Source organism: Bryobacter aggregatus MPL3 (genome assembly GCF_000702445.1).
Classification (GTDB): Bacteria; Acidobacteriota; Terriglobia; order Bryobacterales; family Bryobacteraceae; genus Bryobacter; species Bryobacter aggregatus.
In genome coordinates this window covers 3,500,993-3,521,419 of the sequence record NZ_JNIF01000003.1, presented here as the reverse complement: position 1 = coordinate 3,521,419, position 20,427 = coordinate 3,500,993, and the positions used below count along the sequence as shown (strand labels likewise).

General features: G+C 58.4%; 19 protein-coding genes and 1 riboswitch. Of the genes, 8 read left to right on the top strand and 11 right to left on the bottom strand.

Features of this window, described 5'->3' with window-relative positions; all coding sequences use genetic code 11:
• The first annotated feature begins 37 nt into the window (after positions 1-37).
• From M017_RS0116285 to M017_RS0116275, 3 genes are all read left to right on the top strand, one after another.
• Complete coding sequence (locus M017_RS0116285; RefSeq protein ID WP_031499193.1) at positions 38-988, top strand: DHH family phosphoesterase; 951 nt, start codon at positions 38-40, stop codon at positions 986-988.
• 422 nt (positions 989-1,410) lie between these two features.
• Entirely contained in the window at positions 1,411-1,764 is a 354-nt protein-coding gene (locus tag M017_RS0116280) for an RNA recognition motif domain-containing protein (protein WP_031499192.1), read from the top strand.
• A 6-nt stretch (positions 1,765-1,770) separates the two neighbouring features.
• Positions 1,771-3,108, top strand: a complete 1,338-nt coding sequence (locus M017_RS0116275; protein ID WP_080507855.1) for a DEAD/DEAH box helicase — start codon at positions 1,771-1,773, stop codon at positions 3,106-3,108.
• A 96-nt stretch (positions 3,109-3,204) separates the two neighbouring features.
• Here M017_RS0116275 and gcvP read toward each other — a convergent pair whose 3' ends face one another.
• From gcvP to M017_RS0116245, 6 genes are all read right to left on the bottom strand, one after another.
• A complete protein-coding gene (gene gcvP, locus M017_RS0116270) occupies positions 3,205-6,057 on the bottom strand; it encodes an aminomethyl-transferring glycine dehydrogenase (protein WP_031499190.1) in 2,853 nt (950 codons plus the stop codon).
• Positions 6,058-6,154: 97 nt separating this feature from the next.
• A riboswitch (glycine riboswitch) is annotated at positions 6,155-6,247 on the bottom strand.
• A gap of 104 nt (positions 6,248-6,351) precedes the next feature.
• Complete coding sequence (locus M017_RS29385) at positions 6,352-6,516, bottom strand: hypothetical protein (RefSeq protein ID WP_155121446.1); 165 nt, start codon at positions 6,514-6,516, stop codon at positions 6,352-6,354.
• Positions 6,517-6,606: 90 nt separating this feature from the next.
• The gene (locus M017_RS0116260; RefSeq protein WP_080507853.1) at positions 6,607-7,239 is read right to left on the bottom strand and encodes a sigma-70 family RNA polymerase sigma factor; all 633 of its coding nucleotides are present in this window, start codon (positions 7,237-7,239) and stop codon (positions 6,607-6,609) included.
• Positions 7,240-7,281: 42 nt separating this feature from the next.
• Complete coding sequence (locus M017_RS0116255) at positions 7,282-7,575, bottom strand: hypothetical protein (RefSeq protein ID WP_031499188.1); 294 nt, start codon at positions 7,573-7,575, stop codon at positions 7,282-7,284.
• A 113-nt stretch (positions 7,576-7,688) separates the two neighbouring features.
• On the bottom strand, positions 7,689-8,300 hold the full coding sequence (pgeF, locus tag M017_RS0116250; protein ID WP_051670252.1) for a peptidoglycan editing factor PgeF: 612 nt from the start codon (positions 8,298-8,300) through the stop codon (positions 7,689-7,691).
• On the bottom strand, positions 8,297-8,842 hold the full coding sequence (locus M017_RS0116245) for an NADH-quinone oxidoreductase subunit NuoB (protein WP_051670250.1): 546 nt from the start codon (positions 8,840-8,842) through the stop codon (positions 8,297-8,299). The genes pgeF and M017_RS0116245 overlap by 4 nt, the downstream gene beginning before the upstream one ends.
• A gap of 46 nt (positions 8,843-8,888) precedes the next feature.
• Here M017_RS0116245 and M017_RS0116240 point away from each other — a divergent pair, with 46 nt between their 5' ends.
• Positions 8,889-9,104 carry a hypothetical protein gene (locus M017_RS0116240; RefSeq protein ID WP_031499185.1) on the top strand — a complete coding sequence of 72 codons (216 nt, stop codon included), beginning with the start codon at positions 8,889-8,891 and terminating at the stop codon, positions 9,102-9,104.
• Here M017_RS0116240 and M017_RS0116235 read toward each other — a convergent pair.
• Positions 9,101-9,505: a hypothetical protein gene (locus M017_RS0116235; protein WP_031499184.1), complete on the bottom strand. Its 405-nt coding sequence runs from the start codon at positions 9,503-9,505 to the stop codon at positions 9,101-9,103. The genes M017_RS0116240 and M017_RS0116235 overlap by 4 nt on opposite strands.
• A gap of 22 nt (positions 9,506-9,527) precedes the next feature.
• On the opposite strand from M017_RS0116235, the gene M017_RS0116230 reads away from it, so the two are divergent.
• Positions 9,528-9,944 (top strand): hypothetical protein, encoded by a 417-nt coding sequence (locus M017_RS0116230; RefSeq protein ID WP_051670246.1) that lies wholly within the window; start codon positions 9,528-9,530, stop codon positions 9,942-9,944.
• A gap of 3 nt (positions 9,945-9,947) precedes the next feature.
• Here M017_RS0116230 and M017_RS0116225 read toward each other — a convergent pair whose 3' ends face one another.
• On the bottom strand, positions 9,948-10,439 hold the full coding sequence (locus M017_RS0116225) for a peptidylprolyl isomerase (protein ID WP_080507851.1): 492 nt from the start codon (positions 10,437-10,439) through the stop codon (positions 9,948-9,950).
• 63 nt (positions 10,440-10,502) lie between these two features.
• Between M017_RS0116225 and M017_RS0116220 the strand changes: the two genes are divergently transcribed.
• Genes M017_RS0116220 through M017_RS0116210 form a run of 3 tightly spaced genes read left to right on the top strand, consistent with a single transcriptional unit; the run spans position 10,503 to position 16,104 of the window.
• Entirely contained in the window at positions 10,503-10,832 is a 330-nt protein-coding gene (locus M017_RS0116220; RefSeq protein WP_031499181.1) for a PadR family transcriptional regulator, read from the top strand.
• Position 10,833: 1 nt separating this feature from the next.
• Positions 10,834-13,455: an ABC transporter permease gene (locus M017_RS0116215; protein ID WP_031499180.1), complete on the top strand. Its 2,622-nt coding sequence runs from the start codon at positions 10,834-10,836 to the stop codon at positions 13,453-13,455.
• Positions 13,456-13,458: 3 nt separating this feature from the next.
• Positions 13,459-16,104: an ABC transporter permease gene (locus tag M017_RS0116210; RefSeq protein ID WP_031499179.1), complete on the top strand. Its 2,646-nt coding sequence runs from the start codon at positions 13,459-13,461 to the stop codon at positions 16,102-16,104.
• On the opposite strand, the gene M017_RS0116205 is transcribed toward M017_RS0116210, so the two are convergent.
• The 3 genes from M017_RS0116205 to M017_RS0116195 are packed head-to-tail and all read right to left on the bottom strand — an operon-like array spanning position 16,101 to position 20,364.
• Complete coding sequence (locus M017_RS0116205; protein ID WP_031499178.1) at positions 16,101-17,492, bottom strand: DUF1501 domain-containing protein; 1,392 nt, start codon at positions 17,490-17,492, stop codon at positions 16,101-16,103. The genes M017_RS0116210 and M017_RS0116205 overlap by 4 nt on opposite strands.
• Positions 17,489-19,762, bottom strand: a complete 2,274-nt coding sequence (locus tag M017_RS0116200; protein ID WP_051670245.1) for a PSD1 and planctomycete cytochrome C domain-containing protein — start codon at positions 19,760-19,762, stop codon at positions 17,489-17,491. Before M017_RS0116200 ends, M017_RS0116205 begins: the two co-directional genes overlap by 4 nt.
• On the bottom strand, positions 19,762-20,364 hold the full coding sequence (locus M017_RS0116195; protein ID WP_238325973.1) for a protein-methionine-sulfoxide reductase heme-binding subunit MsrQ: 603 nt from the start codon (positions 20,362-20,364) through the stop codon (positions 19,762-19,764). The genes M017_RS0116200 and M017_RS0116195 overlap by 1 nt, the downstream gene beginning before the upstream one ends.
• Positions 20,365-20,427 lie beyond the last annotated feature (63 nt).

Genomic DNA, 20,427 nt, shown 5'->3' with positions numbered 1-20,427 from the left:
TAATAAGTTTTCCCGCCTATGTGGCGGTTTTCACTGGATGAAAGTACGAGTTCTGTACCACGATCACTGCTTTGATGGGGCTGCTAGCGCGGCCTTTTTCAGCCGTTTCCTCAAGGAAACGCGGCATCCGGCTGCCGAGTACGCCTACACCGGAATGGCGCATACCGCCGACCAGCTTTTCGCCGAATCGATGTTCGATGGCGACGTCAATGCAATTGTCGATTTCAAGTATTCTCCCAATCCCAAGCTCACCTGGTGGTTCGATCATCACCAAAGTGCGTTTTTGACTCCGGAGGATGCCCGGCACTTTCACGGCAGTCATAACGATCTCCATTTCTTCGATCCTGCCTATCGCAGTTGCACGAAGTTCATTCGTGACATTGCACGCGACCGCTTCAACTTCCATGCTCCCGATCTCGACGATCTCGTCAAATGGGCGGACATCATCGATGGCGCCCAATATCCAAGCCCGGAAGCCGCGGTTGAACTGAGCGCACCGGCCACGCAGCTTGTCCTCGTTATTGAGGCCGTCAAGGGCTCTGAGATGGTACAGCGCATCATTGGCGCCATGCAGACGATGCCTCTCGAGGAAATTGTCAAACTGCCCGAGATTGCATCCGCCTTCGCGCCTCTATACGAACGGCATCTGCGCTCGATCGACATCATCCGCGAGCAGGCCGTCACCCGCGATGGGGTGATTTCTTTCGATCTGGTGGGCAAGGATCTGGAGGGCTACAACAAGTTTGTTCCCTATTTCCTCTTCCCCGGCTCCACCTATACGGTCTCGGTGAGTGAATCGACCTTTCGCACCAAGGTGAGTGTCGGTTCGAGTCCCTGGGCCAAGGAAGTGAATCACAATCTGGCGACCATTTGCGAGCGCTACGGAGGCGGGGGACATCCACGCGTCGGAGCGATCAGCTTCCCGGTGGGCGCCATCGACGAAGCCCGCAAAGCCGCACGTGAAATTGTCGAAGAGCTGAGCCGCTAGGTCGGCCACTACCTCCCACTGGATTTCTGCCCTGGTCCACCGAACCAGAACTCCCACTTGTCCCTGGTCTTCCGATTCTGGCTGCTGCAACTCCACCCCAAAAAGAAAGCCCGCCATGGACTTGGCGGGCTGCAAATGGATTCGTGAGATCGAACGAAAGGAGACAAGAAGCGTTTAGGCGGAAAGGCCTTCACTCCAACGGAGGAGTACAGCCGACAGACCTTGCCACAATGTCCTCATCTATATGGAGTATAGGGGGATTACAAAGCCGAGTCAAGCTCGAGATTTTTCAGGAACAAGATGCCAGGGGCTGTGCTATATTAAAAACTGGCTAATCGCGGCTTTGCTCCAAGTTGTTTCCCCTTCTTTGTTCCTTGGCTGCTCTTAGATCCGAATATTTGAAAGCAGACAGGTGTCTCTTAATGACGAACCTCTATGTTGGAAACCTGAGTTTCCACACGACCGAAGATCAGTTGATGGGGATCTTCCAAGAATTTGGCGCGGTGGAACGCGTGAACGTAGTAACCGACCGTATGACGGGTCAGCCCCGCGGCTTCGCCTTCGTTGAAATGACGAACCGCAATGAAGCCGAGAATGCAATCTCTGGTCTTGACGGCCGCGAACTCGATGGCCGCAATTTGACAGTAAACGAAGCTCGCCCGAAGACCGACGGTCCTCGTGGTGGCGGTCGCCCTGGTGGCGGCGGTGGCCGTCCTGGTGGCGGTGGTGGACGTCCCGGTGGCGGCGGCGGCGGTTTCCGCAAGGGTCGTTACTAGGAACTAATGGATCAATTTTCCGACCTCCCTTTATCCGAGTTGTTACAGCGAAATCTCGCGGCAAACAACTTGAAGACGCCTACTCCCGTACAAGCAAAGGCCATTCCGCCCGCGCTCACGGGTTCTAATATAGTTGCTACCGCGCAGACCGGCACCGGCAAGACGCTTGCGTTCTTGCTTCCGATTCTGCAATCGCTCTCACAAAATCCGGTTAAGGGTGTTCAGGCCGTCATTATGACGCCGACCCGTGAACTCGCCATCCAGATCCACGAAGCTTTCATGAAGCTGGCCAAGGATACGGGATTGCGCGCCACGGTCGTCGTTGGCGGACTGAATGAGGGCAAGCAGTTGTTCGAAATCCAGCGTGGCAGCCAGGTTCTGGTTGCCACCCCGGGACGCCTCTTCGATTTCATCGGCCGCAAGCTGGTGAAACTCGGCAACACGAAGTTCGTGGTGCTCGATGAAGCCGACCGCATGCTGGACATGGGCTTCCTGCCTGTGATCGAACAGATTCTGTCGCAGATTCCGATCCAACGTCAGACTTTGTTCTTCTCCGCGACAATCGAGCGATCGATTGTACCGCTCATCGCCAAGCATGTGCCCAACCCGGTGCGTGTCGAAATCGGTGCGACGACAAAGCCAGGCGCGGATATCGACCTTCATGTCTACGAAGTAGAAGCGCATCGTAAGCTGGGCTTGCTGCGCCATCTGCTGGAGCAAAAGCAGGGTTCATTCCTTGTCTTTGCGCGCACCAAGCATTCGACAGACCGTCTCGCCAAGCGCCTTGCGCGTACCGGCATCAAGACGGCTGCGATTCATGGTGATCGTACGCAGAGCCAGCGCCGGCAGGCGCTCGAAGGTTTCAAAGACGGTTACTACCGTGTTCTGGTCGCCACCGACGTTGCCGCTCGCGGCATCCACGTGGATGGTATTGAACACGTTGTGAACTTCGACCTTCCGCAGGCTCCCGAAGACTTCATCCATCGCGCAGGCCGTACCGGTCGCGCCGGTCAGAAGGGTACTGCTTCGACGTTTGCCACCAGTGGCGAGCGTGGAGCGATCCGCCAGATCGAGCGCGCCATCAAGACGACCATGCCGCGTCAGGAAGTTCCTCGGGAACTGCCCGCCGATCCGGCGGATGGACCAGCGGATTCGTTTGGAGATCGTGACCGTGGTTATTCTCGTGACGGCTATGCCCGCGAGAAAACGCCTCCGACGCCTTACCAGGTGAAGAAGGCCGCCAAGGCACACAGCCCGAAGCCGAAGCATTCTTTCATTAAAGGAAAGAAGATCAACGGCAACACCAAGGGTGGTCCGAACGTAGGCCGCAAGGCTTTCGCTTAAGCGAAGTTCAGTAAGAAATCAAAAGCGGCGAAAGACTTCGGTCTTTCGCCGCTTTTGTATTGGAATCAACAAAACGAAGCCAATTTCGCCCTCCGCCTACTTCGAGGCGGAGGCGTACTCCTCGAGCGGCGGGCAACTGCAAACCAGATTGCGATCGCCGTACACGTTGTCGATGCGGCTAACGGGGCTCCAGTATTTGTCCACGCGCGCGGTTCCTTCCGGGAAACAACCTTCTTCCCGCGAATACTTCCGGGGCCATTCCGCAACCACCAAATCATGGACAGTATGCGGGGCAAAGCGCAGCGGCGATTCCGCAATCGGCCACTTCCCTGCTTCGACTTCGGCGATCTCGCGGCGAATCGCGATCATCGCATCGCAGAAGCGGTCGAGTTCCCCCTTGCCCTCCGATTCGGTCGGCTCAATCATGAGCGTTCCTGCCACCGGAAAGCTCATCGTCGGGGCATGGAAGCCATAATCGATCAAGCGTTTGGCGATATCGTCGACAGTGACGCCACTGCTGTTCTTCAGCGAACGGGGATCAACAATACACTCATGTGCGACGCGCCCATTGTGATTGCGGTACAGCACCGGAAACGAATCCGACAGCCGCGAGGCAATATAGTTCGCATTCAGGATCGCGACTTCCGTCGCCTTCTGCAAACCCTCGCCGCCCATCAACAGAATGTAAACGTACGAAATCGGCAGGATTGAGGAGGAACCGAAAGGCGCGGCAGAAACAGGCCCAACCGGCGCCTGGCCGCCATCGAGGAATGGATGCCCCGGCAGAAACGGCGTGAGGTGAGCTTTCACCCCAATCGGACCCATTCCCGGCCCACCCCCACCATGCGGAATGCAGAAGGTCTTGTGGAGGTTCAAGTGCGAAACATCGGCGCCATAATCCCCCGGACGTGAAATCCCGACCTGCGCATTGAGATTCGCGCCATCAAGATAAACCTGTCCACCGTGCGCGTGCACAATCTCACAAATCTCGCGGATACTCTCCTCAAACACGCCATGCGTCGAAGGATAAGTGACCATCAGCGCAGCCAGCTTCGCCGAGTGTTGCTCTGCTTTCGCGCGCAGATCCGCAACATCCACATTGCCACCCGCATCACAAGCGACAACCACAACCTCCATGCCAACCATGTGCGCCGACGCCGGATTCGTGCCATGCGCGGAAGCCGGGATGAGGCAGACCGTGCGATGCTGATCGCCCCGGCTCCGATGGTACCCCCGAATGGCAAGCAAACCCGCGTACTCGCCCTGCGCACCCGAATTCGGCTGCAGCGAAACGGCATCATAACCCGTCACTGCACAGAGCTTCGCTTTTAGATCCTCAAACATCTCCGTATACCCGGCCGCTTGGTCGAGCGGGGCAAAGGGATGCAGGCTGCCGAACTCCGGCCAGGTGACCGGCATCATCTCGGCCGTCGCATTCAACTTCATCGTGCAGGAGCCGAGTGGGATCATGGCACGGTCGAGCGCCAGATCCCGATCGCTCAGCTTACGCATGTAGCGCAGCAATTCGGTTTCCGTGCGATAGCGATGGAAAACAGGATGGGTGAGATATTCGCTGGTCCGCGCCAGAGCAGCAGGCAAGCCCGAGGCAGGCGCCTCCACCTCAGACACCCTCAGATTGCCACCGAAGGCACGCCAGATCGCTTCGAGAACGGAGTCCGTAGTCGTCTCATCGAGCGTGATTCCAAGCTTGCCGTCGAGCAACCGGAAGTTCAACTTCTCAGCAAGTCCACGCGTCACAATCTCGTTCTGCCGCGCCCCAACAGCCACACTCAGCGTATCGAAGAAGCTCGTGTTCCCAATCTCGAAACCCAGCTTGCGCAAGCCCGCGGCAAGCAGCGCCGTCTTCCGGGCCACTTCAAGCGCAATCCACTTCAGCCCCTCGGGCCCATGATAAACGGCATACATTGAAGCGATAACAGCCAGCAGCACCTGCGCCGTACAGATGTTCGAAGTCGCCTTTTCACGGCGGATGTGTTGCTCACGGGTCTGCAGGGCCAGGCGATAGGCGGAGTTGCCTTTTGCATCGATCGACACGCCCACCAGCCGGCCCGGCATCGATCGTTTATGGGCATCCTTTACTGCCATATAGGCGGCGTGCGGCCCACCATAACCCATCGGAACCCCAAAGCGTTGTGTCGAACCAATCGCGATATCCGCGCCCAATTCACCAGGCGGCGTCAGCAGCGTGAGCGCCAAGGGATCAGCGGCAAACACCGCAATCGCACCCTTCGTATGCAGGGCAGCCACAGCATCGCGATAGTCGACAACCGCGCCCTCACTGCCGGGATACTGAAAGATCGCACCAAACACATCGGCTGCGTGCAGCTCGGTTGCCGGATTGCCCACAATGGTACTCCAGCCAAGTGCTTCCGCACGAGTCTCGATCACAGCGAGCGTTTGAGGATGGACATCCTGATCGATAAAAAAGCTGGTCGAGGGATTCTTCGCCACCCGTTGCGCGAGCGCCATCGCCTCAGCGGCAGCAGTGCCTTCGTCAAGCAGTGAAGCGTTCGCCACATCGAGCCCCGTCAAGTCGCAGATCATGGTCTGGAAGTTCAGCAGCGCCTCCAGCCGGCCCTGGCTGATCTCAGGTTGATACGGCGTGTAGGCGGTATACCAGGCGGGGTTCTCGAGAAGATTGCGCTGGATGACATAGGGCAAAAGCGTACCGTGATAGCCGGTGCCAATGAGCGAGGTGAAGACCTGGTTCTTGCTTGCGATCTCACGCATGCGAGCAATCACCGCCGTCTCGCTCAACGCCTCGCCAAAGGCGAGCGGAGATTTCTGACGAATCGTACCTGGGACCGTTTGCGCGATGAGGTCTTCGAGCGAAGTCGCCCCAACGGTGGCAAGCATCGCATCAATTTCACGAGGGGAAGGGCCGATGTGCCGGCGGGCAAAGGTAGTGGCGGGCGAGTCTGGGCGCAAGAGTGATCTCCTTAGCGCCCCATCTGTCGTTGTTGCCTGAGAGTGTTATCCCGTCGGCGGACGATTCGCTTGTGCGATCGACACTTTCCAGATTTCCAACACGAAAACGGTCCTTTTGCCTGAGAGTTTCCGGGGCGGTTGCTCCTTCGGCGCTGCCTGACAAAGCGGCAGTCTCTCCCGTCTTGCGTAGCTTCGATTATCGCAAAAGAGAGCTCAATCCGATAGGCAGCAACGGGCGCAAATCACGAACGCCATCGTGGCAAAACGGGCGTTCGTGATCTTCATGATTGCAGACTAGCGGCCGGACGAAACACACCGCTCATTATGATTGAGGTTGATGGCGCCGGAACGGATCGCAGTACGAACCACGGGAACCGCGCTTGCATTGTGATTGACACTGATCGCTCCGAAGCGAATGGCGGTACGGATCGGCAAAGAGGCATTCTTCTTGACAGTCATTAGAGTTTCCTTTTCTGGATGAAATCCGTAAGCTGCGGGGATCCGCAATCTTACGAACGCTCTAGCGCTGTCCGCTCCCGGAATCGATCATCATTCGCAATTCTTTTCTTCTGCGGGAGACAGGTAGCGTCCAATCCAGGCTTGCGCCAACCGCTGTTCGCGGCCAATCGTCGCCACACCGACGCCAAGCGCCTCCGCCGTTTCTTCCAGACTCATTCCCGCAAAGAATCTCATCTCGATGACCTTCGCCTTGCGTTCGTCAAATTTTGCCAGTTCGTTGAGTGCATCATCGAGTTGGACAAGCAGAGCGGGGCGCTGCTGCACGGCGTCGAGAGACTCATTGAGCTGGAGATTGACCGCTCCGCTCCCGCGCCGGATCCGCTTCTTCTTCCTGGCATGATCCACCAGAATCAGCCGCATGATATGGGCAGCCACGCCAAAAAAATGAGCCCGATTCTGCCAATCGTGCTGGCCTTGCTGCGCGAGTTTCGCGTAGGCTTCATGGAGCAGCGCGGTGGGCTGCAGCGTGTGGCCAGGCCTTTCGCGGCGGATGGAATGGCCGGCTAGTCTCCGGAGTTCACTGTAAACGATCGGAGTCAGCAGGTCGAGAGCAGACTGGTCCCCATCGCGCCATTTTTGGAGCAACACAGTAACTGGAAGGGAATCAGAAGCAGACACCTTCCGTAAGACTACCTCATCATCGGGAGAGGGATCCGGCCTCATCCAGCCGACTTCCCCTCCCTCATTCTTTGTCCAAGCTGATGCTTAAGCCATGACGACGTTGTGGTTGTTGGACAGTGCGCCAGCAACGACCTTGGTCTTGACGGCCGGAGTGTTGTGATTCGCCGTCAAGCAGCCAGCGCTCACTTTGGTCTTTACAACCGGTGCATTGTGGTTTGCCGTCAGGCAGCCAGCACTCACCTTCGTCTTTACGACCGGAGTGCTGTGATTCGCCGTGATTGCGCCAGCGTTGACCTTGGTCTTCACAACCGGAGTGTTGTGGTTGACATGGATCCCGCCAGCATTGAGCTTCGTTTTGATGGAGATATTGGTTTTCATTGTATGGTCCTCTTTGAGTCTGAATTTCAGGAAGCGGTTCCACCGCCTTCCTGTCCATCCATGCGTAGGAACCGCAAGGAAACCATCACAAGTGCTAAATATTTTTGAGGGTTTCAGACAAGACGAATCGCGCTCACCATGCGGCCGGCAGTACCCGGCTCAGCGCGATAGGAATGAAACAACTCGGGATTGCACTTCGTACATTGCGCCGAGATCCAGATGTTCTCCAGTTCAAGGCCTGCAAGTTGGAGTTGCCGTTCGTTCACTCCGGCAAGATCAATACAACTGCGGCCTGTCACACCGAACTCTGACGAGACCTCCGGGCCAACCTCGAAACAGCACAGGCCAATGCCAGGCCCGATCGCCGCATGAATCGTCGTAAGCTCGGCGCCGAGCTCAACCATTTTCTCCACCGTCTTTGCAACGATCTTTGCGGCTGTACCGCGCCACCCGGCGTGAACCGCAGCCACAACACCCGCTCCCGGATCGGCGAGCAGGATCGGTAGGCAATCGGCGGTACGAATGGAGACCCACAACTCCGGCACCGTGGTCACCACGGCATCTGCTTCGCCTTGCAGGCCTTCAGTTGTGGCGCGAATCACCCGGTCAGAATGAATCTGCTTCGCCCAGGCATGTCCGGCTGAAGGCAGCCAGGACTCCTCGTCCCGAGTCCCAAAGCCATGCTCGATCGCAAAAAGTTCTTTGAAGTGCGGAGCGTGGATCATCCGATCTGTACGCGCTTTTCAAAGTCCTTCAACATCCCCTCATTCAAGCGGACATGGGTCGGCTTGCGCGTGAGCGTCTTCATCTGGTCAATCTTATCCTGCAGCTTCATCAAGCCATAGAAAAGATTCTCGGGGCGTGGCGGACAACCGGTGATGTAGACATCGACCGGGATGATTTTGTCCACTCCCTGCAAGACCGAATAGGTGTTGAAGGGGCCGCCGACGCTCGAGCAGGCGCCCATCGAGATCACCCACTTCGGCTCGGGCATCTGGTCATAGATGCGTTTGATGACGGGCGCCATTTTGAGGCTCACCGTACCGGCGACAATCATGAGATCGGCCTGGCGCGGAGAGGGACGAAAGACTTCTGCGCCGAAACGAGCAATGTCGAAGCGCGAGGTGGTGCTAGCGATCATCTCAATGGCACAGCAAGCCAAGCCAAAGCTGAGAGGCCAAATGGCAGACTTGCGAGCCCAATTGAAGACGTAGTCCACCGAGGTGGTGACAAAGTTTTGCTCAAACTGATTCTGGAGCGTGATCACGGGGAGGAACTTTTAGTTTAACTTGGAGTTAGGAAACAATTATCGAATGTCTGCAACGTCCCATAGCTCGAACGCATACACTGACCGCGAAAAGATGTTTTTGATCGGACCGATCACGGTGTTGACCACCGCGGTTCTGGTGTTCCTGTACGTCTATTCGACGATCCCGTCGAAGCCTTATCCGCTCCAGGAACACGGCCATGGCGCCGCGGCGACGGAAGCCCATGCGGCTCCCGCCGGTCATAGTGCAGAGCACCCCTAAGCTGCTTCGCTCAGCCAGCGCTGGGCCAATCCATCCGGATCCTCGCTCAAGGTGAGCATTTCGGTTCCGGTTAACTCTTGGTTTAGAAAGAACGACGCTTCGACCCCAGCCGCAGTCGGCTTGAGATCGAGGCGTTTTTCTTTTGCCTCCAGGCGCAGTGTCGTATCAAGCCAGGTAAAGCGCACCATCGTGCGCTGTTGATGCCCCAGACTGCGGCAAGCGGTCAAGAACTTCTCTGTAAAGGGCCCGGTGCGAAGCGCCTCGGCCACCGGCGCAGCAGCAAGGGCAGTCTGGCGATCGGCCTCGCGGCGCTCCAGCTCTTCTTTCACCTTGGCGGGGTCTTTCTCCTCGCGCGATTCGAGCGCCTTCAGGTTGTTCTCGAGACTGTCGAGGAAACTCATATCCTCACGGTACACTGAAGACATGTTCTTTCGCCGGGAAAAGCCTCGTGAATTTAGCTTCGATGATCGTTTGGAAACGCTGAGGCAGGCCGGCATGGCCGTGGGCAAAAAGGGTGAGGGCAAGGCTGCGGTCATGCGCAAAGGTTGCGCCGCAGTTTTGGTGGATCGCGGGGAGACGGTTGAGATCGAACGCGCCGGGGTAGTCGTCGGCCATGAGATCGCTCAGCTTACCCATGGCGGCTACCAGATGTTCTTCCTGACCCCGCATGGCGTCAAAGAACCCGCCTTAGCCGAACAATTGCGAGAGCTCCACGAATTCCTCGAAGACCTGCGCGAAGGCCTCGGCCAGGACAGCCTCTACAATACGAGCCTGGGGACCACGAACGGTAAGCACCTCTATGACCGGGTGCGCGGACGTGATCCGCAGGCTGCGCACTAACAACTAAGCTTCGCTGATCGTCACGCTGGTCAGCTTGTCGCCCTGCTGGATCGCATTGACGATGTCCTGGCCGGTCTTCACCTGGCCAAACACCGTGTGCTTGCCGTCGAGCCAATCGGTCTTGATATGCGTGATGTAGAACTGGCTGCCGTTCGTGTTGGGACCGGCATTCGCCATCGCAAGGCTGCCCACCTGGTGCTTCAGCCAGTTGCTATTGCCCTGGAACTCATCATTGAAGCGATAGCCAGGACCGCCACGGCCACTGCCTTCCGGGCAGCCACCCTGGATCATGAAATCATTGATCACGCGATGGAAGTTCAGTCCGTCGTAAAAGCCGTCCTTTGCAAGGAAGACAAAATTGTTCACCGTGTTTGGTGCATTCTGTGGAAACAGATCGACAACGATCTGACCTTTGGAGGTGTCGAAAGTGGCAGTGTACTTCTTGCTCGTGTCGATCGACATCGGCGGCGGGGCCGGGTAGGATTTAGATGCCATATAGGACCAGTGTAACGGGCTCTTGACAGATACTCAGCCATCTGTATACTTAGACTACTGAGTATGAAGAAACCTGACAGCCTGCAAGGTTCGCTCGACCTGATGGTCCTCAAGATTCTTTCGCGTCGTCCAGGCCTGCACGGATACGCGATTATGACCGCGATTCGGGAGATGTCCGACGAGGTGCTGCGGGTGGAGGAGGGGTCTCTCTACCCTGCCCTACACCGGATGGAAGAAGCCGGGTTTGTGAAGGCGGCCTGGGTGGTGAAGGATACCGGACGCCGGGCTCGCACCTACGATCTGACGGTTGCCGGCAGGAAGCAACTCGCCGCGGAAGAGACGCGCTGGGATGAAGTGACCGCGGCAGTCAATCGGGTTCTCAGGATGGCATGAGATGTCACTCTGGTCTCGCATCGCAAACGTAGTCCGATCGTCGCGGGTGCGTCGCGAGATCGATGAGGAATTGGAAGCTCATATCGCAGACGCCGTCGAGGCGGGTCGCGATGAGGCGGAGGCGAGGCGGGCCTTTGGATCGCCGTTGCGCCAGCGAGAGGAGAGTGAGGACGCCCAACTGGCGACCTGGCTTGATTCTTTGCACTCCGATGCTGTATTTGGATGGAGGCAGATCCGGAAGCATCGCGTGGCCTCAGCAGCCGCGATCCTTTCGCTTGCACTTGCGATTGGAGCTTGCACCTCGGCCTTTCGCTTGATCGATGCGCTGTTGCTGCGGCCCCTGCCAATCTCCCACCCGGAGCGGCTTTACACGCTGTTCTTCGACCATCACACCTACACCGGGGAGCTCGTCAAGGCGAACTCTTTCGACTATCCGATGTTCGAGCGATTTCGAGACGCAGCCGGGAAAGATGCGGACGTCATGGGGATCTCTGGGCGCCAGCGAGTCGCGGTCAGCTACGGCGGCGAGAAGGATTTCGAACGAGCCGACATGCAGTATGTCTCGGGCGCAACTTTCCAGACATTTGGGCTGAAGGCCGCAGCTGGCCGCCTGTTGACCGCCGAGGATGACCGCACGCCCGATGCCCATCCCTACGTCGTGATTTCGAACCCGTACTGGCAGCAACGTTTTGGAGCAGACCCCGAGATCGTGGGCCGCAAGCTTCAGATTGGCGCTCGCAGCTACCAGATTGTCGGCGTCCTCGAGCCGGGCTTTACCGGAACGGAACCCGGCTTGATGACGGATCTTTTCATCCCGACAATGATGAATGCCGAATGGGTGAAGGATTCCAGTGTCGGCTGGATCCGAACCTGGGTGCAACTCAAACCCGGGACCGATGGAGAAGCCCTTCGGCAAAGACTGAGCGCGGGCATGCTTTCGCTCCGACTCGAGCGCTACGGAACGCAGGCAGGGACTCCCCGACTGCATCTGGACGCGACAGGCAACGGAAATTCCGAACTCCAGACGACTTACCGCAATTCGATGCTCGTTCTTGCAAGCCTGGTGGCGTTGGTGCTGCTGATCGCCTGCGTCAATGTCGCCAATCTGATGAGTGCGCTCGGGGCAGCGCGCGGTCGAGAAATGGCGCTTCGTGTTTCGATCGGCGCCGGGCGGGCCAGGCTGGTGCAATTGGTGATGGTCGAGAGCCTGATTCTGGCAGCGCTGGCGACTGTATTGGGAGTTCTTTTTGCTTGGTGGGCGTCGCCCCTCGTGATCGCGATGATCAGTACCAGTTCCGATCCTGTTCGGCTGGCTCTGCCAACAGACGGAAGATTGCTATGCTTCGCACTCGGATTGGCGGTGGGCGTCAGCCTGTTATTTGGACTGCCGCCTGCGTTGCGTGCTTCGCGCTTGACGCCGCTGCATGCGTTGAAGGGGGACCGGAGTCCGCACTCGCGTCATCGACTGATGCAAGCGCTGGTTGCGGCACAAGTAGCCTTCTGCTTTGTGGTCCAGCTCACGGCAGGAATGTTTGTCGCCAGCTTTGAGCGACTCTCGCATCAAACGCTTGGCTTTGAGGCCAATGGCCTATTGACGATCGACGCCGAAACACCGGAACGACAGTTGCTCGAGAAATGGCAAGAGATTGCGGAACGCCTGCGTCAGGTGGATGGGGTCGAGTCGGTTGCAATCTCAGCGTGGCCGCTGATGGGAAAAAGCTCGGCGACCCTCAGCCTCTCCATTCCTGGAAAGAAGCTGGACGATCACGCGACCATCTATCAGCTTGGCGTGGGCTCCAATTGGCTGGCCACGATGAAGATTCCGCTGCTGCAGGGCCGCGACTATCGCCCGACCGAATCGGCTCAGGTTGCGATGGTGAACCAGCTCTTCATCGATCAGTACTTTCCGGGGGAGAGCGGGGTGGGCCGCATTCTGATGAGGAAGTCCAGGGCGCCGAGAGGCGGGCAAAAGGAGACGGCGATCGAGATTGTGGGAGTGGTCGGAAACGCACGCTACACCGAGCTTCGAGAGCCCATCTATCCCACCGTCTACCTCCCGCTCAACGCTCATTCGAATACGAAGGATGGAGCCACTTTTGTGGTCCGGACCCAAGGGCCGCCGCTCTCGCTGGCTGGACAATTGCGGCGTGAAATCATGCAAAGCAACGGCGGCTTTCGCGTCATCGCGCTTGCCACCCAGGACGAACTGGTGCGATCGAAAACCATTCGAGAACGCATGCTGGCCGTGCTTTCGCTGTTCTTTGCCGTCGTTGCCCTGGTATTGGCGTCGGTGGGACTCTATGGGGTGCTGGACTACTCGGTGCTGCAACGGCGGAAGGAGATCGGAATCCGCATGGCGCTCGGTGCAAAGTCCTTCGATATCGCCGGTATGATCTCTGCCGGCGTGGTGGGGATGATCGCCGTGGGCGCAGCCGTCGGTATCAGTGCCGGCATGATGGCCGAGCAGTACTTCAGGAGTTTGCTTTTTGGGGTGAAGCCGACAGAGACATCCCTCGTGTTGATTCCGGCACTCGTAATTTGTGGCGCCGCACTGCTGGCGGCCATGCCTGCGCTCTTGCGCGCGCTTCGTGTGGATCCGGCAGAAATGTTGAGAGCGGAGTAACTCATGTCACTTTGGACACGCATGACAAACCTGACCCGAGCGGAAAAGATCCGGCTCGATCTCGATGCCGAGATCGAGTCGCATATTGCGGAGGCAGTGGCAGAGGGTCGCGATCCCGAGGAAGCACGGCGGGCTTTCGGCTCGATGCTGCGCCATCGGGAGCAGAGCTATGACGTGAAAGTAGCCACCTGGCTCGACTCGTTGCGGGCCGATGTGGTGTTTGGCTCGCGTCAGATTCGCAAGCACCGGATCGCATCAGCATCGGCCATCCTGTCGCTGGCATTGGCGATTGGCGCTTGTACGGCCGCCTTTCGGTTGATCGATGCCCTGTTGCTGCGGCCCTTGCCGGTGGCGAGCCCGGAGAAGTTGCACTATCTAGCGATCGAGGGGACCAATGATGCCGGGAAGAAATTCATGGCCGCTTCATTTGACTATCCCCAGTTCCAGATCTTGCGGGATGCAGTGAAGGACCGCGCCGTGTTGCTCGCAGTTTCCTATCCGGGCCGCATCAGTCTCAGCTTTGGGGGCGAAGCAGAGATGGAACAGGCTTATCGCCAACACATTTCCGGGAGCGCATTCGCGGTGTTTGGGCTCAAGCCTGCATTGGGTCGGCTGTTGAGTAGCACGGACGATGAGAGGCCTGGCGCACATCCTTTCGCGGTCCTGTCCTATGACTATTGGCAGCGACGCTTTGGAGGCGATCCCGGTGTGATCGGCAAGCGCCTTGTGATGAGTGACAGCCCGCTCGAAATCATTGGAGTGCTGGAAGAAGGTTTCACAGGAACCGAGCCCGGGACCATGACAGACGTCTTTGTGCCGATGATGGTCAATGCTTCTGCGGTGCCTAGCATGCGAGTGAACTGGTTTCGCATCTGGGCACAAGTAGAGCCAACACAGACGCGGGAAGTTCTGCGGCAGGCTTTGCAGGCGGCGATCCAGGGAGTGCGCAAAGAAAGAGTAAAAGATTGGCCAACGTCGAGTTTGCCGCGAATACGGGAACAGTATCTGGCTCCGAGCTTGGAGCTACTGTCTGCGTATTCCGGAGTTTCGGCCTTGCAAATTGGCTATCGCGAATCGCTGCGAGTCCTGAGCGTCTTAATTGGACTGGTGTTGCTGATCGCCTGCGCGAATGTGGCGAATCTCATGGCGGCGCAAGCAGCATCGCGAATGCGAGAGATGGCATTGCGAATTTCAATCGGAGCGGGCCGGGGACGTTTGCTGCAACTTGTGCTGATGGAAAGCTTCTTGCTTGCCCTGTTCGCTTCGGTGCTCGGGGGACTGTTCGCATGGTGGGCCGCCCCGTTCGTGGTGAGTGCGATCAACCCCGCCAACAACCCTGCGCGGCTCGTCCTGCCCGCGGACTGGCGTGTGCTTTTCTTCGCGTGCGGCCTGGCCGTAGTTGTGACATTTCTATTCGGTTTGATGCCGGCACTACGAGTCACCGCCACGGATCCAGTCGCGGATTTGAAGGGTGGTGGCAACCCTCATTCGAAGCGCCGCCTGATGTATGTACTGGTATCGGCGCAAGTTGCATTCTGCTTGGTGGTCCACTTTGTCGGGGGCCTTTTCGTTGCGAGCTTTGAACGATTGTCGCAACAGCCGCTTGGCTTCTCCGCAGAGAGAGTGGTGGGAATCGAAGTCGAGTCTCCGGAGGCACTGGGGCCACAGACGTGGAGCCAGATAGCGCAAAAGCTGCAACAGATTCCTGGAGTGGAGGCTGCGGGTTACAGCAATGCCCCATTCCTCGGAGGAAGCAGTTGGAGCGAGGCGGTTCGGATGAATGGAGAAGTGCTGAGCAACGCTCTTTCCGTAGATGCAGTGGGAGCATCGCCGGGATGGTTCAACGTGATGAAAATTCCGATCCGTGCGGGACGGGATTTCCAGCCCCAAGATCAAAAACGTAAAGTGGCCATCGTCAACCAAGCCTTTGCTGACCGGCATTCCGATGGGAAGAGCCCAGTTGGTCAGTACTTAGAGAGGTCGATTGACCTGACTCGCACGGAGAGAATCGAGATTGTCGGACTCATTGGAAACATACGCTATCGCGAGCTAAAAGAAGATTTTCGTCCCATGATGGCGATTCCTTTCTCGAGCGTAGATGCTGACGGGAAGGAACAGTTGCGGCGTTTCGGAACCTTTCTGATACGGACCAGTGGCGACCCGATTCCGATGATTCCTACCTTACGGAAGGAGATTCCGATGCGCGTCTATAACATCCGCACCCAGCAGGAAATGGTGGATTCTCACTATGTGCGGGAACGGCTGCTGGCGCTGTTATCGGTCTTTTTTGCGAGCGTTGCACTCTTGCTTGCGGGTATTGGGCTTTATGGAGTGCTGGACTACAGCGTTTGGCAGCGGCGCCGCGAGATCGCGATCCGAATGGCGCTTGGGGCCAAGAGAGAGGACGTGATCTGGAGCGTTGGCATATCCGTCGTCGCGATGATCGGCATTGGACTGATCGCGGGACTGAGCGCTGGATTGGGCACGCAGCACTACGTACAAAACCTACTCTTTGCAGTGAAAACGAATGAGCTGCACCTGCTGTGGATCCCTTGCCTGACGATTGCGGGCGCGGGAGTGATTGCCGCGATTCCGCCTCTATTCCGCGCGCTGCGAGTGGCGCCTGCCTCACTCCTGCGAGCCGACTAAGCAAGCGCCTTGTGCAGCACTTCGCCCGAGACATCCGTCAGGCGGAAGTCGCGGCCCTGGTAGCGATAGGTTAGCTTTTTGTGATCGATGCCCAAGAGGTGCAGCAGCGTCGCCTGGATGTCGTGGACGTGCATCTTGTCGCCAGTCGGAGAGAAGCCGAGTTCGTCCGTTACGCCAAGGATGGAGCCGGGCTTGAGGCCTCCGCCAGCCATGAATAACGAGAAGGCATCGATGTGATGGTTGCGGCCGATCTTGCCCTTCTCACGCACTTCGCCCATCGGTGTGCGGCCAAATTCCCCGCCCCAGATGACCAGCGTGCGATCGAGCAAACCGCGCTGTTTGAGGTCGGCAATGAGGGCGGCCGAAGCCTGATCGACTTCGCGGCAAACCTGATCGAGCGGCTTCGTCAGATCGTCGTGATGGTCCCAATCGGTGTGATAGAGCTGCACGAAGCGGACGCCACGTTCCACCAACCGTCGCGCCAGCAAGCAGTTGTTGGCGAAGGCATGCTCCGGCGCGCCGGGCTTGGCGCCATAGGCTTCGATCGTGGCCGGCGATTCTTTCGCGAAATCGATCAGTTCCGGACCTGAGGTTTGCATCCGGAAGGCCATCTCATATTGCGTGATGCGAGTATCGATTTCGTTGTCGCCGGTGAAGTTTTTCTCGAGCGCGTTCAGGTCGCGCAACGCCTCGATGGTCTGGCGTTGCTGGTCGCTGCTGACGCCCTTGGGACTCGACAGATTCAGAATGGGGTCGCCCGTCGAACGGAAGGGGACGCCCTGATAGCTTGTCGGGATGAAGCCGCTGGACCACAGCGTCGAACCGCCACGGGGACCGCGCGGACCCGATTGCAGCACAACGAAACCCGGCAGATCTTTCGATTCGCTGCCCAGGCCATAGGTGACCCAACTGCCAATGCTGGGGCGTCCGGGACGAATGGAGCCAGTGTTGACAAAGAGCTTCGCCGGGCCATGGTTGAAGTTCTCCGTCGAGATGCCGTGGAACATCGTGAGGTTGTCGGCAACCTTCGCGATGTTGGGCACCAGGTCTGAGAAGTGCATTCCCGATTGCCCATATTGCTTGAAGTTGCGGCGGGTGCCGAGCATCTTGGGCGGGTCCTTCGCAAAGGTGTCCATGAAGGCGAAGCGCTTGCCCTTGAGCAAGGAATCGGGCGCGGTCTTGCCGTCGTACTTGGACAGCTCCGGCTTGTAATCGAAGAGCTCGAGCTGGCTCGGGCCACCACACATGAAGAGATAGATGACGTGGTCGATCTTCGCCTCATGGTGTTGGACTGCGCCCATCAGAGTCTGCGCCGCAAGGCCGATGCCGCAGTCACGAAAGAAGTGACGCCGGGTGCGATGGAGGGTGAGGATGTCTTCAGTTTTCATGGGCGTGTCAGGAACTCATCGAGGTTGATTAGAACGCGGGCAACGGCGGGCCAGGGATCGTGTTGCGAATCCCGCTGGACGCGGACAAAGCGACGCAGACGCTCCAGCTCTTCCGGGCGAGGCGCGCGGTTCAAACTGATCTCATAACCCTTTGCGAGGATCGCGTCATCGTTGGCCGCAGCGGCTGTCATGCGGCGCGCCAGCGCATCGGCAAACTCCGCGGAAGCCTCATCGTTCAACTGTGTCAGCGCTTGCAAAGGAGTGTTTGAACGGGGACGCCGCGTGCAGGCGGTGGAGGCGTCGGGCGCATCAAAGACCACCAGACTGGGATGCGGCGCGGCGCGCTGGAAGAACGTGTACATGCCACGGCGATAGCGATCCTCGCCAGGCGACACCTTCCATTCGCGACGCACTTGAGTGACTTGCGAGACACCCGCGGGCTGCGGCGGGTAGACGCTTGGCCCGCCGAGCTTCGGCGAGAAGAGACCGCTGACGACGAGCGAAGAATCACGGATGATTTCGGCGTCGAGACGCAGGCGCGATTGGCGTGCGAAGAGGTGATTCTCCGGGTCGGCGGTGGTGGCAGAAGAGGATTGCCGGTAGGTGGCTGAGGTCACGATCAGCCGGTGTAGCTTCTTCTGGCTCCAGCCGTTGTCGATGAACTGCAGCGCGAGGTAATCGAGCAATTCCGGATGGGTAGGCTTGTCGCCTTGAGTGCCGAAGTCGGCCTCCGAATCAACAATGCCGCGGCCGAAGTATTGCTGCCAGATGCGATTGACGGTGACGCGTGGCGTGAGCGGATTCTTTGGGTCCACAATCCACTTGGCAAGATCGAGACGATTCGCATTGGGGCCGGCGTTCGCCATCGCAGGCAGTACGGCGAGAGTGCCGGGCGTAACCGGAGCGCCTTTGCGCATGAAGTCGCCGCCGAGATGCACATAAGCCGGACGGGCCGTGGGCAGGTCGCGCATGATCATCGTGCGGGGTAGCTTGGGCTTCTTCGCTCGCAGCGCGGCCATCTCTTTGTTGAGCCCCTTGAGGACTTCGTCCTTTTCCTGGTCGCCTGGATTCAGTTCGATGTGGCGGCGGATCTTCGCTTCTTCCTGGATGATGTCCGCCTGCCAGACAGCAAACTCCGCTTTCTCCTTCTCGCTGCCGAGTTCGAGGAAGGGCTTGTTGAAGAACTTGCGGTCGGCTTCCTTGTCCACCTCGTCGCTGTTGTTGAAGAAGGCAAAGAACTGGTAATACTCGCGTTGGGAGACAGGGTCGAACTTGTGATCGTGGCAGCGCGCACAACCGAGGGTCAGGCCGAGCCAGGCGGACCCGGTGGTGGCGACGCGATCGGCAACAGCCTCGACGCGGTACTGTTCAAAGTCGATACCGCCTTCATAGTTTGAGGTCGTATTGCGGTGGAAGCCGGTGGCGATCAGTTGCTCGGTGGTGGGGTTCGGCGCCAAGTCACCGGCAAGCTGATCGATGGTGAAGCGATCAAAGGGCAGGTCGGCATTGATCGCGTTGATGACCCAGTCGCGATACATCCAGATGTCGCGCGGCGCGTCGATCGTGTAGCCATCGGAATCGGCATAGCGTGCGATGTCGAGCCAGAGGCGGCCCCAACGTTCACCGTAGTGCGGCGAGGCAAGCAGGCGGTCCACCTGCTTCTCGTAGGCGTTGGCGCTGGTATCGGCGAGGTAGGCCTTGGTCTCCTCGGGCGTGGGAGGAAGGCCGGTGAGATCGAGACTCAAGCGGCGCAGCAGCAGGGCCTTGGGAGCCTCCACCGCAGGCATGAGCTTAGCTGCTTCAATCTTCGCAAGGATAAAGTTGTCGATCGGATTCTTCGGCCAGGAGGCATTGGCAACCTCAGGAATCGCGGCGCGATTCAAGGGCTGGAAGGACCAGTGCTTGCCACCCGCACGCTTGGACTTTGCAAGGTTCTCGGGCATAGGCAGACCGGCGGCAAACCATTTCTCGAGGGTCGCAATTTGATCGGGCGCCAGTTGCTTGTTCGGCGGCATTTTGAGGTCGCCGACATGGCGGGCCGCGTTCAAGATGATGTCGACAGAGGCGCCGCGATTGCCGCCGCGCAGGATCGATTCGCGAGTCTGGAGGGAGAGGCCGGAGGTGGAGTTTGCTTCGCTGTGGCAGCCCCAGCAATTGGCACGCAGGATTGGGCGGACATTCGATTCGAAGAACTGCGCGTCAGGGGTTTGTGCAAGGCTGCTTGCACAGGCAACAACGATCCAGGCTAGAAGGCGTCTCACGGCTGACATCATTTTGTCAGATTCGCGTTACTCCGGAGGGGAATCGTTCGGGCGAGCAACAAGAGGAGCAGAATGCCTGCATAGCTGAGCGGCAGCCGCGTGTCTGCTTTCACTAACCAGTAGTAATGCAGCACGGCGAGCGCAGCGGCAAGGTAGACCAGCCGATGCAGCCTTCGCCAATTCTTCCCGAGAAATCGAATGGACGCGTTGGTCGAGGTCGCAGCGAGAATCAGCAGGATCACCAAGGAGATCATGCCCGCAATGATGAAGCGGCGCAGGGTCAGATCGGCAATCAATTCGGTGGGGTCGAGTTGCTTGTCGAAATAGGCCCAGACGCCCGTATGCAGCACCGCGTAGAAAGCGGCGAAGAGCCCGAGCAGCCGCCGGAAGCGGATGAGATCCGGTTGTCCAAGAAGCCGGCGCAGCGGCGTAATCGCCAGCGAGAGCAGCAGGAACCAGATCGCCCAATCGCCAGTGACATGGGTCAGCTCCTCAAGAGGATTGGGGCCGAGATCATTGTTCTCGAAACGCCAGACCAAGTGAGCAAGAGGGACAAGAGAGAGGAGGAACACCGCGGGTTTCCATGCCGCGCTGCGCCAGAAGGATTTCACGATTGCCAAAGGCAAATTATAGCGCTGCGATTTTTTGGCAACTTTTCCCACGCTCATCCGTAT

Excerpts from the sequence above, each read along its gene's own strand:
- M017_RS0116205 (WP_031499178.1), bottom strand. The coding sequence starts at position 17,492 with ATGAAAACTGAAGACATCCTCACCCTCCATCGCACCCGGCGTCACTTC.
- M017_RS0116275 (WP_080507855.1), top strand. The coding sequence starts at position 1,771 with ATGGATCAATTTTCCGACCTCCCTTTATCCGAGTTGTTACAGCGAAAT.
- M017_RS0116235 (WP_031499184.1), bottom strand. The coding sequence starts at position 9,505 with ATGAGTTTCCTCGACAGTCTCGAGAACAACCTGAAGGCGCTCGAATCG.
- M017_RS0116220 (WP_031499181.1), top strand. The coding sequence starts at position 10,503 with ATGAAGAAACCTGACAGCCTGCAAGGTTCGCTCGACCTGATGGTCCTC.
- M017_RS29385 (WP_155121446.1), bottom strand. The coding sequence starts at position 6,516 with ATGACTGTCAAGAAGAATGCCTCTTTGCCGATCCGTACCGCCATTCGC.
- M017_RS0116280 (WP_031499192.1), top strand. The coding sequence starts at position 1,411 with ATGACGAACCTCTATGTTGGAAACCTGAGTTTCCACACGACCGAAGAT.
- M017_RS0116225 (WP_080507851.1), bottom strand. The coding sequence starts at position 10,439 with ATGGCATCTAAATCCTACCCGGCCCCGCCGCCGATGTCGATCGACACG.
- M017_RS0116215 (WP_031499180.1), top strand. The coding sequence starts at position 10,834 with ATGTCACTCTGGTCTCGCATCGCAAACGTAGTCCGATCGTCGCGGGTG.
- M017_RS0116260 (WP_080507853.1), bottom strand. The coding sequence starts at position 7,239 with ATGAGGCCGGATCCCTCTCCCGATGATGAGGTAGTCTTACGGAAGGTG.
- M017_RS0116230 (WP_051670246.1), top strand. The coding sequence starts at position 9,528 with ATGTTCTTTCGCCGGGAAAAGCCTCGTGAATTTAGCTTCGATGATCGT.
- M017_RS0116210 (WP_031499179.1), top strand. The coding sequence starts at position 13,459 with ATGTCACTTTGGACACGCATGACAAACCTGACCCGAGCGGAAAAGATC.
- M017_RS0116240 (WP_031499185.1), top strand. The coding sequence starts at position 8,889 with ATGTCTGCAACGTCCCATAGCTCGAACGCATACACTGACCGCGAAAAG.
- pgeF (WP_051670252.1), bottom strand. The coding sequence starts at position 8,300 with ATGATCCACGCTCCGCACTTCAAAGAACTTTTTGCGATCGAGCATGGC.
- M017_RS0116285 (WP_031499193.1), top strand. The coding sequence starts at position 38 with ATGAAAGTACGAGTTCTGTACCACGATCACTGCTTTGATGGGGCTGCT.
- M017_RS0116255 (WP_031499188.1), bottom strand. The coding sequence starts at position 7,575 with ATGAAAACCAATATCTCCATCAAAACGAAGCTCAATGCTGGCGGGATC.
- M017_RS0116200 (WP_051670245.1), bottom strand. The coding sequence starts at position 19,762 with ATGTCAGCCGTGAGACGCCTTCTAGCCTGGATCGTTGTTGCCTGTGCA.